Annotated in this window: 10 protein-coding genes; 4 read left to right on the plus strand and 6 right to left on the minus strand. The window is 55.1% G+C overall.

The genetic code is table 11. The features are described from left to right. Positions 1–246: 246 nt before the first annotated feature. A complete protein-coding gene (locus SV7mr_RS01810) occupies positions 247–1104 on the minus strand; it encodes a prephenate dehydrogenase (RefSeq protein WP_145268673.1) in 858 nt (285 codons plus the stop codon). Positions 1105–1119: 15 nt separating this feature from the next. Then, positions 1120–2361 carry a GTP cyclohydrolase II gene (gene ribA / locus SV7mr_RS01815; RefSeq protein WP_145268675.1) on the minus strand — a complete coding sequence of 414 codons (1242 nt, stop codon included), beginning with the start codon at positions 2359–2361 and terminating at the stop codon, positions 1120–1122. A gap of 257 nt (positions 2362–2618) precedes the next feature. Between ribA and SV7mr_RS01820 the strand changes: the two genes are divergently transcribed. Beyond that, positions 2619–3788: an alpha/beta hydrolase gene (locus tag SV7mr_RS01820; protein ID WP_419187970.1), complete on the plus strand. Its 1170-nt coding sequence runs from the start codon at positions 2619–2621 to the stop codon at positions 3786–3788. A gap of 276 nt (positions 3789–4064) precedes the next feature. Further along, complete coding sequence (locus SV7mr_RS01825) at positions 4065–8261, plus strand: DUF7133 domain-containing protein (protein WP_419187971.1); 4197 nt, start codon at positions 4065–4067, stop codon at positions 8259–8261. Here the strand turns inward: SV7mr_RS01825 and SV7mr_RS01830 are convergent. The 4 genes from SV7mr_RS01830 to SV7mr_RS01845 form a co-directional block, all read right to left on the minus strand. Beyond that, positions 8246–9646 carry a lipopolysaccharide biosynthesis protein gene (locus SV7mr_RS01830; protein WP_419187972.1) on the minus strand — a complete coding sequence of 467 codons (1401 nt, stop codon included), beginning with the start codon at positions 9644–9646 and terminating at the stop codon, positions 8246–8248. The genes SV7mr_RS01825 and SV7mr_RS01830 overlap by 16 nt on opposite strands. A gap of 106 nt (positions 9647–9752) precedes the next feature. Beyond that, positions 9753–10307 (minus strand): hypothetical protein, encoded by a 555-nt coding sequence (locus SV7mr_RS01835; protein WP_145268681.1) that lies wholly within the window; start codon positions 10305–10307, stop codon positions 9753–9755. A gap of 50 nt (positions 10308–10357) precedes the next feature. Next, on the minus strand, positions 10358–11911 hold the full coding sequence (locus SV7mr_RS01840) for an OprO/OprP family phosphate-selective porin (protein WP_145268683.1): 1554 nt from the start codon (positions 11909–11911) through the stop codon (positions 10358–10360). Positions 11912–12421: 510 nt separating this feature from the next. Further along, on the minus strand, positions 12422–13285 hold the full coding sequence (locus SV7mr_RS01845; protein WP_145268686.1) for a formyltransferase family protein: 864 nt from the start codon (positions 13283–13285) through the stop codon (positions 12422–12424). A gap of 114 nt (positions 13286–13399) precedes the next feature. Between SV7mr_RS01845 and SV7mr_RS01850 the strand changes: the two genes are divergently transcribed. Next, a complete protein-coding gene (locus tag SV7mr_RS01850) occupies positions 13400–13852 on the plus strand; it encodes a YkgJ family cysteine cluster protein (RefSeq protein WP_419187974.1) in 453 nt (150 codons plus the stop codon). 163 nt (positions 13853–14015) lie between these two features. Further along, complete coding sequence (gene hisS, locus SV7mr_RS01855) at positions 14016–15353, plus strand: histidine--tRNA ligase (RefSeq protein WP_145277914.1); 1338 nt, start codon at positions 14016–14018, stop codon at positions 15351–15353. The last annotated feature ends 12 nt before the right edge of the window (positions 15354–15365 follow it).

Raw genomic sequence — 15365 nt, forward strand, 5'->3', positions numbered from 1 at the left:
GGATGGGGACTCGAATGAGCTGCCGAATGAGCTGCCGAAAGAGAGAATCGCTCAAACAGGGCCAGGCCAGTGCGAGGCCAGGTCAGTAGTGCGAGGGCAGTGCCGCACCCCAACGTCGTCAGCTGATTGTATCCGGATTTGCCCGGCGACGCGAAACCGCAATCCGTCTCGGTGCCCGATTGGGGTTGCCGCGAGCGATCGGCGCGATGAATTGCCTGTCCAGAATGTCTTGGGGTGGCAGGTTCGCTATCCGATCTGCTGCTTGGTTTCCTTGGCTTTCTGCAGCCAGGCTTGCAGCTTTTCATCATCGCCGCTGGCGAGAAGGTCTCGTAGCTGCTGAAGATGATTGGAAAACGCATCCAGCTGGTCCAGGATGGCAGGGCGATTGTGTTGGCAAATCGCAGTCCACATCTCCGGGTCACCCGCCGCCACGCGAGTCATGTCTTTCCAGCCGCTACCGACTAGCGGTGCGCTTTTGGGATCGGTGTTGCTGGCCAGCAGCGAGGAAACCAAGTGCGGCAGATGGCTGACCGAAGCGAGGCAATTGTCATGTTCTGCCGGTGAGAGGTTGACCGTCCGTCCACCGACCAGTTGCCAAAACTGTTCGGCCCGGCTGAGATGCTCCTGGGAGGTGTTGTCATCAGGCGTGATGATGATGCACTTGCCATCAAACAGAGTGGCGGAGGCATATTCGACGCCAGATTTTTCTGAACCAGCAATGGGATGCGCGGCTACGAAGCGCTTGGCCACCTGCGGATCTTGATTGACTTGATCAACGATCATGGCTTTGGTGCTGCCAACATCGGTGATGACAGATTCCGGCTTGGTGAACTCGGCGACCTGACTGCTTAGCGGAGCAATGCGATCGACGGGACTGGCAATCACAATGACATCGCTGTCGTCACAGGCTTCGGATAAATCAGCAAAGCCTCGATTGATCGCTCCGACGCGAATCGCGATGTCACAGCTCTCCGGTCGCCGGCTATAGCCATGAACAGTCACGCCGCAGCGTCGCAGTGACATGCCGACACTACCGCCCAGCAATCCGACGCCGACAATGGTGACCTGGTTGAGCCAATCTGGTTTTTGGGGAATCTGGTGCATGATCCGATTCTAACCTTATTCCAGTTCTGGCAGGGAGTGCCCCATCTTTTCGCGTTTGGTTTCCAGGTAGTGTTTGTTGTGCTGGTTGACAGGTGGCACGATGGGAACTTGGTCAACCAGATTCAAATCGAAGCCGCGCAGATTGAAGGCCTGTTGCTTTTTGGGATTGTTCGTCAGCAGGCGAACTTCACTGATCCCGAGGTCTTTCAGAATCTGCAGTCCGACTCCGTAGTCTCGCATGTCGGCTTTAAAGCCCAGGGCGTGGTTGGCTTCGACAGTGTCCAGCCCTTCATCTTGCAAGGCATAGGCTTTGATCTTTTGGGCGAGTCCAATCCCGCGTCCCTCTTGAGGCAAGTAAACCAATGCGCCGCGGCCTTCGTCGGCGATCATTTGCAAAGCCATGTGAAGCTGGTCACCACAATCGCAGCGCAGGGACGAGATCAAGTCACCGGTAAAGCAACTGCTGTGCATGCGAACCAGTGGTGGCTTGCTGGTGTTGGGATCGGTCAAGTCACCAAAGGTCAATGCGATGGGCTCTTGAGCTTCAAAATCAACCGAGTACACGATGACCTGGAAATCACCGTACTTGGTGGGCAGCTTTGATTCAGCGGCACGGCTGACCAGTTTTTCGCTCACGCGGCGGTGTGCGATCAGATGTTCAATGCTGATGATCTTGAGATTGTTTTTCTTGGCGATGGCGATCAGTTGATCGCGCGATGCTCGATCACCGTCTTCATTCAGGATCTCGCAAAGCACGCCAGCCGGTTGCAGGCCTGCCATGCGAGCCAGGTCAACAGCCGCTTCGGTGTGACCGGCCCGCCGCAACACTCCGCCCGGTTTTGCAATCAGTGGATAGACATGCCCGGGGCGCACAAAGTCTTCGGCTTGGACTTCGGGGTCAGCGATGCGAATGATGGTTTCGCTACGTTCGGAAGCAGTGATCCCTGTCTTTGCCGTCGCAATGTCAACCGGAGTGACGAATGCGGTTCGCAGCGGAGCGTTGTTGTCACTGACCACCGGTTGCAGCTTGAGCCGTTCGCCGACCTCCGGCAGGATGGAGACGCACAGCTGTCCGCGACCACCCAGAATAAAGTTGATCGTCTCCGTCGTCGCTTTCTCGGCGGCGCAAATGAAATCGCCTTCGTTCTCGCGATCCTCAGCATCCACGACGATGACGACTTCCCCTCGTTGGATCGCCTCAACGGCCTCGCTGACCGGATCTAGCGGAAAGTCATTGGTGGTTTCGCTGTCTGACATAGCACTTATCAGGGAGTTGGGAGTTTGGGATGGGCTGATGGAAAGCCCGGATTCAAGGGGCTGCTGCTGGGGAGGGCAGCTGGGAATTTCTTGCGAAAACGTGAATCCAAAGGTCACGATGCGGTAGTATAAGGCAGGGTGGCTAGACCCCAAGTTGTTGCGGCGAAGTTTCCCCGAGAGGTCCGAAAGTCGTCCCATAAGTCGGGTTTTGTTCCGGTTAGTTGCGTCCTTCGATGACTTTGAGAGAGTTTTTGCAGATGAAACAGTGGCTCATTCACGCCTGCTTGACTGGAATCGTTTCCATTTCGAGTCCGTTTGCTCCGCTGGGAAGCGCTCAAGAGATCAGTCAATCTGCTGATTCCCAGCAGACCGGTGATCCCCAGCAAACCGGTGATCCCCAGCAGACCGGTGCAAGCTCGCCAGACACAACGCTCAGTGCAGATGATCCGTCTCCTCCGCCTGCGGCGGCAAAGGCGAAGGAAAAGGAAAAGGAAAAGCAGAGGCCGGAGACGCCTGCCAAAACGTGGTCGGTCAAGAAGCTGGCAAACTTGGACTACACCCGCGTGCCCAATCAGCGGGATCGTGCCGATGAAACCACTCAGCAGGATCCGCCAGCGCAACAAAACCGTGAGCAGCGCTGTGATTTATTCTTGCCTGTTGAATCGATCATTGCTGGCCAGGACAGTGCTGCGGCCGCCAAAGCGGACAAGAAAAAGAGCAGCTTTCCTGTTGTCGTTTTGGTGCACGGCGGTGCATGGGTTGCCGGGGACAAGTGGAACATGGAGCGCCATGCCCGGCACTTAGCGGCCAACGGTTATGCGGCGCTAAACATCAACTATCGACTTTCGCCCGGCGTCAAGTTTCCGTCGCATTTGGATGATTTACGGTTGGCGTTGTGCTGGTTGAAAGCAAACGCGGGGCGGTACCAGTTGGACGTCGATCGCGTGGGCTTGTATGGCTATTCCGCTGGGGCTCATTTGGTCTCGTTGCTGGGGTGTTTGCAAGATGAGCCAGCCGCAGTGGTGCAGAAGACCAGTTTGTGGCAGCCAGCTGATCCACGCTGGGGCCAGTTGCCCAGGATTCAGGCGGTTCTGGCAGGTGGCCCGCCGACTGATTTTCGGCAGGTTCCCGAGCGTGGAACGTTTTACCAATTTTTTCTTGGCGGGACCCGTCAGCAGGTCCCCGAGCAATATCGACTGGCCTCGCCGGCTGAGTTTACATCGATGCAGGATCCACCGATTTGTCTCGTGCAGGGGGAAAGCGACCTGTTGGTCAGTTGCAAGCAAACGGTATCGTTCGCCGGTCAGTGCAAGCGTGCAGGGATTGATGTGACCTTGATCACGTTACCCAATCACGGGCACATGACCACCTTCCTGAGTGGCCAGCTCAACCAAGCGCTGCTGGACTTCTTTGGCGATCGTCTTTAGTGGCGGTTGGTCGTCAGTGGCCTCATCCTCACCCGGACAGCAGTCTCTTTGCCGTCGTCAACGCGACACCCAGGTTGCCTTGACCGGTCCGACACAAACTTCTCTGACGATCCCCTGGCGTGTCGGGTTGTTCGTGATTTCCTGTTCATGACGTACCACCGACGTGCGACGGCGATGATCGTTTGCTTTGCAATACCCATTTCAATCCACGCGAATTAAACTACCGCGACGTTTCCTGATCATTTTGCCCTGTCTCTCCGATTCAATGGAATGCAGATGATGGCTGCTCGGCTTGCTTCACTTTGTACAGCGTTTGTTTCTCTTGCCCTTTGCTTTGGGCCTGTGGCTGTGGTTCAGGCGCAAAAGCCGCTCCGCGCACTGCTGATTGCCGGTGGTTGCTGTCATGACTATAGCGGCCAACATCTGGTGCTGGCCAAGGGCATCCAATCGCGTGCCAATGTGCAGGTGGATGTTTACTGGACCGATGATGGCAGTACCAATCCGCCCTTGATGTTGTTTGAGGATGAAAAATGGGCCGAGGGTTACGATGTGATCATTCATGATGAATGCGCAGCATCGAACAAAGACATGGCGATCGTGAATCGCATTTTAGAGGTGCATCGCAAGATTCCTGCGGTGCATTTGCATTGTGCCATGCACAGTTTTCGCACTGGCACAGATCTGTGGTTCAAACACCTTGGCTTGCAGTCCACCAGTCACGGGCCACAGCAACCGATCCAAATCAACCGGGTTGATCCGACTCACCCCATCACCGAGCCCTTGGTGGATTGGAAGACCGGCAACGAAGAGCTTTACAATAATGTCAAAGTCTTTGAAACAGCGCACCCGTTGATGACAGGCGTCCAGCAGTTTGATCGCAACGGGAAAACCATCACTGACAAAGCCGTTGTGGCTTGGACGAATCAAGTGCCCGGCTTTGCCAGAAGCTTTAGCACCACCTTGGGGCACAACACGGCGACGGTCGCTGACGGTCGTTACTTAGATTTAGTCACCCGTGGGCTGTTGTGGTCATGTGATCAGCTGAATGATCAGTACCTGACACCGTTTAAAGGAGTGAACAAGGTTTCCTTTATCAGCAAGGCAGAAGCTGCGGTCAAGAAACGAGGTGTGATGCCCAAGGGAGCGACGTTGGTGGTTGCCTCGGCCAGTTCGGTGCAAAGCGGTAACGATCCAGAGAACGCGTTTGATAATGATCTGGAAACACGTTGGTGTGCCAACGGAGGCGGTTTCCCACAGTGGTTGGCATGGGAATTCGAACAACCGCGCAAGCCCGAAACGATCTCAATTGATTGGGAATTTGCTGATCGTCTGTATGCTTATACGGTCGAGGGGTCTGCTGATGGGAAAACCTGGCAGACGTTGTTAGACGCATCGAAGAATCAGAAGGCTGGCAATCAGCCCCGCCCGTTGACGTTGACCGGACCGGTGAAGTTCATGCGAATCAACGGACTGGGTGGCAACCCCGGGGCATGGTGCAGCATCCGTCAGGTGTCTCTCGGTGGTGATCAGTTCAGTGTCTTGTGGCCCAGTGTCGCCAAGGGAGTCGGTAAAACCTTTGCACCGAAACTTGCCGATCCTTACAAGACCTCGGGGAACATTCCACCGACGATCGAGCCCATGACTGCTCAGCGTGAGGCTGGCATTCTGAAAGACGTGCGTGTGCCCGATGGGTTCAAGGCCACGCTGTTTGCTGCTCCACCGGCTGTGAATTATCCCGTCTTTGTTGCCGCTGCTCCTGATGGCACCGTGTTTGTCAGTTCTGATGGGAACGGTTCACTGGGCCGTGACCCGGGACGCGGACGTGTGATTCGGTTGCGTGATCTGGATGGTGATGGCCGAGCGGATGAAACGAAAGTGTTCTGTGAAATCGATGCTCCAAGAGGTTTGGTTTGGGATCACGATCGATTGTATCTCATGCACCCGCCACACCTGTCGGTGTTCATTGATCATGACAAAGATGGAGTCTCCGATGAGCAACGCATTCTGGTTCGCGACTTGGCCTTTGGTTATGACAAGCGACCGGCAGATCACACCACCAACGGACTGTCGATGGGACCGGATGGTTGGTTGTATGTCGCTGGCGGTGACTTTGGTTTCATCGATGCCACTGGAACCGATGGTCGCAAACTGACACATCGCGGTGGAGGGGTGATTCGAGTTCGGCCCGATGGCACGGGCTTGGAACTGTACTCGACCGGCACGCGAAACATTCTTGAAGTCGCGATCAGTCCTCGACTCGACATGTTTGCTCGGGATAATACCAATGACGGCGGTGGCTGGGACGTTCGGTTTCATCACTTTACCGGCAGCGATGACCATGGCTACCCACGGCTGTACAAGAACTTTGCTGATGAGTGCATTGTGCCGCTCGCTGATTACGGCGGCGGTTCAGGTTGTGGCGCGGTTTACGTGGACGAACCAGGGTTTGGAATTTATAACGACGCGCCGTTGACAGCGGATTGGGGGACAGGTGCTATCTGGCATCACAGTGTTCAGCCCAAGGGAGCAACTTTCGAGGAAACTCAAAAGCCTCAGCCACTGGTGCGGATGACGCGGCCGACGGATGCTGATGTTGACGGTCAGAGTCGCTTGTTCTGTGCGAGCTGGAAAGGTGCGACCTTTAAGTGGCAGGGACCGGATGTTGGCTACATCGTCTGTGTTCAGCCGGTTGATGCACCGCAAAGAGAGTTGCCTGATTTCGCTTCGCTTTCCAGTGATCAATTGGTTGCCTTGTATGCCGATCCTAGTTATCGACGCCGCCTAGCAGCACAGCGTGAACTCAGTCGTCGCAAGGATGCACGAGCCGCCGATCTGCTGAATCGAGTCAAGTCGCAGCGCACCGCTGAACGAAACTTGGTCGAGGAGTTGCAGACCACCGAAGACGCGTCGCGATGTGCCAAGGCTTTATCGCATGCCGATCCGATCGTTGTGCACGTCGCGATTCAACAACTGGGCAAACGTGGCTCTGCCGAGCAGGCTTTCGCAGTGCTCGATAGTGCCTCCAGCGATGCGGTCAAGCAAGCCGCCTTGCGGGCGCTGGCGATGATTCATCGAGAGGATGTTGTCAGCGGACTGATGCAGCGCTACGAGTCGGCGACCGCCACGTTCGATCGCCAAGCTCTGTTTGCTGCGATCTGTCGTTTGAATTTTCGCGAAGCCAAGTGGAACGGAGACTCATGGGGCACGCGTCCTGATACACGCGGACCTTACTACCAGCCGATCGCATGGGAGCAAACCGATCGCATCCGGGCCTTCTTGCAACGCCAGCTGGGCGAAGCACAGGCAGCGGATGCAGCGGCGATGGTCGCCACAATGAATCGCAACCGCATGGAATCCAGTCAAGGATTGCAGCGTCTGCTGCAGCTCGCCTTGGTCGATGCGAGGTTGATGCCTCAGGCGTTCAAGCAGATCGCCGCGGCTAAAGAGTTGCCAGCTGAGTCGATGTCTGTTTTGGAAAATGCGATCAAGCAACCCAAGATTGACGGCCAGTCTTTGCTGCACTGCGTGGAAGCGCTTAGCCGAATGAATCAGCCTGCCGCGATTAAAACGCTGGTGCAGGCACTCGCTCGCATGCAATCTGACCGATCGATGCGTGGACAGTACGGCCGGGCACAGAAAGTCGCATTGGAGTCGGCGCTGGTTCAGAATCAGGTCGGCGTCTTGATCCAGATGTTGGGTTCGGATCAGCCCAAGTTAGGCACAGCAGAAAGTGATTGGTGTTGGGCAATGATCTTGCAAGTCGCTGGGACCGGCAACGCCAGTCCTGAAGCTTTGGAGCTTGCTGAAGACGCCATTGAATCGGCTTGGCAAGACGCCTCAGTACAGTCACAGCTGATCAAAGTCGCTGGCCAATGGCGTCATCATCTGCTCGATGGCAAGATTTGGTCGCTGTATCAGTCGACTGAAAATGCGGATCTAAAACGAGTGGCTGGCCAAGCCGTCAAGCAGTTGGATTTGGTCAAGCGAATGCAAGATGATTCGCCCAAGATTGGAACGTTAAGTGTTGCCGATGCGTTGGCAATGGTCGCTGAGATGCCGGGTGATGTTCAGCTTGGCAAAGAGCTGTTTAAGCAAGCTTCGTGTGTGAGCTGTCATACGGTTAGCAAGTCGGGTCCGCAACAAGGGCCCTATCTGGGCAACATTGCCAAGACCTACAAACGCGCTCAGCTAGCCGAAGCGATCTTGATCCCCAGCAAGACCATCGCACAGGGCTTTGCAACAACGCAGGTGTTGACCATTGACGGAGAAGTCATCACGGGATTTGTGACCGACGAACAAGCCGAGCAAGTCACGATTCGGGACGCTCAGGCCAAGGATCATGTGATCAGCAAAGAGGACATCGAAGTGCGCAAGCAACTTAAGACGTCGGTGATGCCCGATGGTTTGTTAAAAACCTATTCGGTGAAAGACTTGGCGTCGCTGTTGGATTACCTGGTTCAACTCTCCAAGTAATCCAATCGCGCGAGTCGTTCAGATTTGCGAAACACAAGCAGGTTGGCCCACAGTGCGAAGCCCACCGCGAGTGGTGCAACGGTGACAGTGAAGGCAATGCCGGCGCCACGAATGCCCATGGTCGGACACAGCCAGGCCGTCAGCCCGGTCATGGCCACCGCCGTGATCGCAATGATTGTGTTGACCCATCGTGTGAGGCCGATGAAGTTGAGAAACGCTGGTGCCATGGAAAATTGCGTCCAAAAGCAGGCGCCCACCGCGATCCAGCACAGCGTCGGATAAGCATCGACATACCCTGGTCCGTAGATCGAGAGAATGTTGCGTCCGAAGAAGGCGATGATGCCCAAAAACAGAAGGTTGCCAAGCGCAACAAATTGGTGGCGTTGGTTTCTCAGTCCAATGCTTTCTTGCCATTGCTTTTTGGTAATCAGCTTGGACAGTTGTGGCTGAAAGTATTTGTCTGTCGACTTGGCGACCAGCATCACGAGGCAACCGGATTGCATCGCCGCGGCCAAGTGCGCCACTTGGTCTTCGGGGACATCAATGATCCCGGCGATGACCAGATTCATCTGCAGCAGCCAGGCCATCAAAAAGCCAAACGTTGCAAATGAGATACAGGAAAACAGCCACCTGCCCCCACGGTAAACAGGCTTGGCTTCCTTGGCCTGTTGGGGGATCCGTTTAAGAAAGAGCGGCAAGCAGATCGTTGACGCGATGACGGAGCCAATCACGTAACAAGTGATCGCTTGTGGGGCGGTGGGTTGTTCAAACAGATAGGGCAAGAGTTCTAGCCCGATCAAGGTCGTCAGAGGTGCAATCACACGAATCGTGACGGTCGCGATCACCGCTCGTCCAGCAGCCATCAGGTATTCGGACAGAACACCTGATAACGCGATGATCGGTAGGCACAGTTCGCCAATAAACACCGTTTCTGATGCGATCGACTGGTGTGACTTTAAATACACATTCAGGACCAGCAGATTGCTGATCGATAAGCTCGCGATCGCGCAAACAGCGATCCCAAATCGCCAGTAGCCGGCGTAGAAACCCCATGCTTCTTCGGCCTTGTAAGCCGGCAGGATTTTCAACCCATACTTGCCCACACCTGCTTCGGTCAGGTTGCTGGCAACGCCCAGAAGCGTAATGGTCAGAATGAACCGGTTGAAGAACTCTGGGCCAAGGTTACGTGCAGCAACAACGGTTACCGCATAACCAAGCAGAGCTCCAATGGTCCCCGCAGTTAGAAGGGCAAGCTCGGCATGAACGTGTAACGGTTGAGGTTTCGAATCGCTGCGAGCCGATTGATGCAAGACGTTTCCTTGAAGGACAGTGGAGCCAGTGACTGCTAACAGTATACTGTCGTTGGAAACCGTTGTAGGAGACACACGTGAGTCCGCGTGTGATCAGGCAGCCGCCGGGGAGGGCGGTCTGCCTGGGGAGTGTGCGTTGCGTCCTGCCAGCAGCTGGTTTGCGTGCTGGCAAGTGCTCTCGCTACTGGGCGGCCACTGTTGGACGTGGAGGCAGCAAGCGCCGTTGGGTCAACACCGCCTGTTCAGACGCGGTGGCCTGTTGCCAAACCGGTTGGTGAGCCGAATCGGCAGTCACCGTTTCGACCACAGGCATGTCGCAGCAGCCAGCCTTTTTCTCGGCGGACCAGGTGTACTTGCAAGAGGGGCAAGTGATCTTGTCCTTCTTTAAGACACAAATGCGACGCAGGCGAGCTCCATTGTTGACACAGGCCGTGCAGCCGTTGCCATCGCAGGAATCGCATCCCGCACAGCCCGCTTTGCGTTTCTGCCAAGGAAACACCACGCGTGGAATACAAATCACTTTGGATTCTACTTCAAAGCAGGTTTTGCTTTTTGTGTCCGGTTTTGCGTCCAAGGTGCAACGGTGGTCGCAAACAGGACAGCATTGCACGCCGGTTTGATCACATTTCTTTAGGCCACCCGCAGTGGCAGTGACGCCCAGAGAAAGGCCGAGCACAAGCGTGAACGCCAAGCTCGTCAAGCCATTCCTGAGGTGATTGTTTGTGAAGGTCATCATGAGATTTCCGTAAAGAGTGTTCGATGTGTCAGATCAAGACTTGGTGCCGATTAAAAGTCAAGCATGTAACGCATGCCAAAGATGTCAAAGTCGCCAGCCAGTGGAGTCCCAAAGGGCGTTGAATTGGCGTTGTTGACGTCCTGTCCCGCATCCGAAATGTGACCGGTGATGTAGTTGACTTGAAGCTTGGAATAGGCGGTCCAGTACCAGTTCAGTCCAGCGGTGACGGTGTAACCCTGGCCACCGTTGATGTCTGAATCAGACAGGTCCAGGTAATCGCCTCTCAGAGCCAGTGCCAATGCTCCCCAGCCGCTCCCGCAGCCACCGCGGCAGCGATCCACCAAGAAGAAGTTCTCGAAGGGTTTGACTCGATCGATCGTTCCTGCTGACCGTTTCAGCGGAATGTGCTCACCGGTCAAGAAGTAACAGCCGTACAAGTAACCGCCATGGAAGAACAGGTCGTCGCCATTGAATCCACCCGAGGCGTCACGCTGCACCCAGTTGCCGATGTATTCTCCGGTCAGTGAGAAAGCACCGATGTTTAGCATCGATTCAACACCAAGTTGTTGGTACTGGTTGGCACCAAGAATGCGACCGGTGTTCCACCAGCGGTTTGAACTTCGTGCTTCAGGACGTGTCCGGAAGCGAGCTTCGTTCGAATTGGTGTCAACGTCGGTCGTTCCATCACCATCGGTTTGGTTGACGGATCCGGAAATGGCCCAGTGATAGTAACCACGGCCGCCAGAGATCTCGTCGTACCAGGGGCTCGCGGCGAAACGGCCATACAGGCCACCCTGTTCCTTGTCACCAATTGCAGCACCATCGGAGGTGATGTTCTCCAACAAGAACGCACCATATCTCCAGTTCATCGACTCGTCGTCGCTGAGCCCATAGAAACACATCCCCAGACGACGCGCGTCTTCGTTGAATGTTTCAACCGCTAGGGGGCGTTCGGCAAAGACGTTGTGACGGCTACTGTTCAAATGGTCCAAGCCGATAGGACGCTTCTGAATACCGATCAAAAAGGTGTGATTGTGTGGTAGATCGGTGAATCCCAGATAAACGTCCTTCAGCTCAGGTGTCTGAGGGTTATGGAAGTCAATCTGGATCCGGTAGTTCATGTTGTTGGGAACCGTTCCCGTCCAGGTCAGACGAATGCGACGGAAATCCCAACGGTTCTCCGGATCAAAGCCTGGGTTGCCAATGCCGTTTTCCAGTTCATTGATCCCCGGATCGCTGTTGGAAAACAGCCAGTTGTCGAGGTGAATTCGACCATTGAGTTTGTAAGCAGACTTCTTTTTCTTTGCTGCTGCAGCGTCCTCTTGGTCAAGCTTGTAAGCTTCCAGAGACTCGATCCGATCCAGTAGCGCTTGATACTCTGCGTCAGGCGCCGCCTCAGCCGTGGTCGGCGTTTCAGCGGACGCCAGAATGGGTTGGGTCACATTGCTTGACAGCAACGGATACGAGGCGTCCAGCAACGGGCCACCCTCTACCAAATCATTGCTCTGGGGTTGATCGGCAAAGACTTGAGAAGCCCCTAAAGAGAGGACGGCGCCTATTGCCAACGCGCACCGACGAAGTCGATGCTGACGAGAAGCTGACATTTTATCATCCGTGATAATTGACTATCGATCAGGTCAAAGGCAATGAAGATTGCTCAATGAATGTTGCCATCAAACGTTCGGTGCGTCGCGAGGGTGTCACGGCGTTGCGTCGCCACTCTGCTTTGTTCGCAGCAAGCGACTATCCAACCAAGCGAGTGTTGGCAGCTGGAATCATCGAGTCAATCAAGTCGACAATCCGTTGTCGAGATGCTTTGACCATTCTGTTCGTGAGGCAGGCGAACGCATGTCGCCTGACTCTCCTTTCAAAGAACTGTGTTAGCGTCGGGACACATTGGGGGCGCCGTGCAATTGAACCCTCGATGTGTCTAGATTTCGCCTAGTCGTTAAAGTCATAGCAGCGACGTGAGTTTCACGTCTTTTTGTGGGTTAATCCGGCAAGATATTCTGCCTGCGTGCTTTGGGCGGGCAGGTTCGGGCTGTTGAGCCTGCTTCAGGGAGATCTTAATTTCTTAACATTTCTTTTGGGATGGTGCTCAATGGGCCGGTATCTCAGGGGGTCTCGGGCAACCTCGCGATCACACGATGAAAGCGAAGTTGCACCTCACGGTCCACCACTCTGCGAACTCCTTCGACCAAGCAGGAAGGTTCGTTTTCGGTCTCACCCTGCTTGATGATGGTTGGCAAATCCGTTCCTGGAGCAACGCTAAAGGTGCGTTGGTTGATGGTTTGGTTGCCGGCATCTAGTTCGGGGATGATGAAGTGACAGGTGGCCCCGAAGGTCAGCATGCGGGCGGCGAAGGCATCGTGGTAGGGGCGAAAGCCGGGGAAACCGGGCAGCAAGCCGTGATGTAGGTTGATGATGCGTCCGCCAGCGAATTGCCAGCAGGTGCTCGCCGGCAGAATCCGCATGTAACGAGCCAGAATCACGTAGTCCACGTCGTACTGATCGACCAGTTGCACCATCTGTTCATCATCGGGTACCCCGCCATCGTTGGCGATTTGGTGGAAGGGGACATCGAACTCCTCGCCGAGGTGAGCCAGTGTGGAGCGATTGGAGATCAGGACCGACGGTTCAGCGACAATGAAGCCATCGCGAATCGCTTGCAGGACCGCCCGCGGGGTAAATTCGCTGTAGGTGCAGCAGATGGCCAGTCGTGGGACGGCGTGCCGTTGGCTGGACCAAACCCGAATCGCCAGCCCCGTGTGGTCGCCAATTTGACGCATTGCCGCATCCAGTTGGTCGTAATGCTGGGCATCAATCGAAATTCGGCACAACATGGCGAACAATTGCTCTTCGTCATGGTCATACATCTGGATTTCGGTGATGCGAGCACCCTGGGACGTCACGTGGTGAATGATCGGATCGGCCAGGGCCACGTTGTCCGGGCCTAGTGCAGTGATGACGACTTCCATTAAATTGCTCCTTTGTGATTGCGGCTATTGTCGTCATGATCTGCAGAAATTTCCATCCGTGCAGTCGCGGCCTGAGGGCGGCTTTTTCCCAAAACAGTTGCAGGTTTAGGCTCCGTGTCGACCAAACGACTCAATCGTGACGATGTGCCCAGCGATCAGATGTTGTGCGACCTTTGTACGGCCAAGTGTTGTCGCTATTTTGCCTTACCCATCGATAAACCAAAGTCGATGAAAGACTTTGACTACATCCGCTGGTACTTGCTGCACGACCGAGCGACGGTATTTGCCGAAGGTAGCGCCTGGTACTTGTTGGTGCATACCACCTGCAAACACCTTCGAGATGATCATCGCTGTGGGATTTATCAAACGCGACCTCAGATCTGCCGCGACTACACCACTGACGAATGCGAGTTTGATGATGACTGGTGCTACGACCTGTATTTTGAATCGCCAGAGCAGATTCAGGATTATGCCGAAGCCTTGTACGGAGTGCACTTTCCGGATCAAAATCATGGGGGCATCAACAAATTGCGCCGCCGTCGACAGCAAGAGCTCCCCGTGATCTAAAACTCTCTGTGATTTAGAACTCCCGATTCAATTGGCTTGACGCCTCGTTACCAACATCACTCGCTCCGAACGACCTTGTCTCAATGCGGCAAACGTCGATGTGACTCGGGTTCCCAGACCCGCCACGATCTCCCTTACTGAATAGAAAGAACCACGCATGTCATTGATTAAGCCTCGCACGTTGAACGGGTTCCGCGACTACTTGCCAGCGGCAATGATTCCGCGAGAGCGTTTAATGGAGACCGCTCGCGCTGTGTTTCGTTCGTATGGCTTTGCACCGATCGACACTCCAACGCTTGAGTACCTGGAGGTTCTGACCGGCAAGGGCAGCGATGAAACCGATCGCCAAATCTATCGTTTTGAAGACAACGGTGGCCGCCAAGTTGGCATGCGTTTCGACTTGACCGTCCCCCTGGCACGCTTTGCTGCACAGCACATTCACCAACTTGGGACGCCGTTTAAACGGTATCACATTGCCCCGGTGTGGCGCGGTGAACGACCGCAGGCTGGTCGCTATCGCGAATTCATGCAGTGCGACTTCGATACCATTGGCACTCAGAGTGTCGTCGCTGATATCGAAGCGGTCTCGGTCATTGATCGCTTGTTGTCATCGATCGGCTTTGAACGGTTCAAGATTCACGTTAACAACCGTTGCGTTTTAACAGAGTTGTTGTCTCACCTGGGACTGCTCGATCAGAGCGTTGCCATTTTGCGCTCCCTGGACAAGCTGGCCAAGATCGGTCGCGAAGCGGTGGCACAAGAAATGTGCGATGCAGCGGGAATCTCGGCCCAACAAGCCGATCACGTTCTTAAGCTGGCGGAACTTCAAGGAGATGCGGAATCGATTTTCGCAGCGCTGCCAGAAATCACCGGTGGATCAGAGTCAGCGATCGAAGCGATTGAGCGATTGGAGGCGATCTATCGAGGAGCCTTGGCGGCCGGTGTTCCTGAGCAACACCTCAAAATTGATGTCTCGATCGCACGCGGATTGGACTATTACACCGGCGTGATCTTCGAAACGATCTTGGATGACCTGCCATCGATCGGCAGCGTTTGCAGTGGCGGTCGTTACGATAACTTGGCCGGGTTGTACACCAAACAGCATCTGCCTGGCATCGGAGGCTCGTTGGGACTGGATCGTTTGTTGGCGGCGATGGAGCAGTTGGAGATGCTGCCGGGCACCAGCACGCCCGCCGATGTGTTCATTCCTTTCTTCGACAAATCGCAGCGAGAGAACTATTTGCGACTCGCCGCCACGCTGCGAGATCAGGGGATTTCCAGCGAGCTGTATCCGGATCCGAAAAAACTGGGTGTCCAGTTGAAATACGCTGACGCCCACGGCTTTCCGGTCGCCCTGATTGCGGGGGGCAACGAATGGGACAGCGGGAAAATCCAAATCAAGTTATTGGACAAGAAGCAGTCCGTCGATGTGAATTATCGGCACGATCAGCCCGCGGAACTCCTGGCAAAGCTGGCCCAGGCCCTGGGGGGCGAGCTATAGTAGAGGGTGAAG

Source organism: Stieleria bergensis (assembly GCA_007745635.1).
Taxonomy (GTDB): Bacteria; Planctomycetota; Planctomycetia; order Pirellulales; family Pirellulaceae; genus Stieleria; species Stieleria bergensis.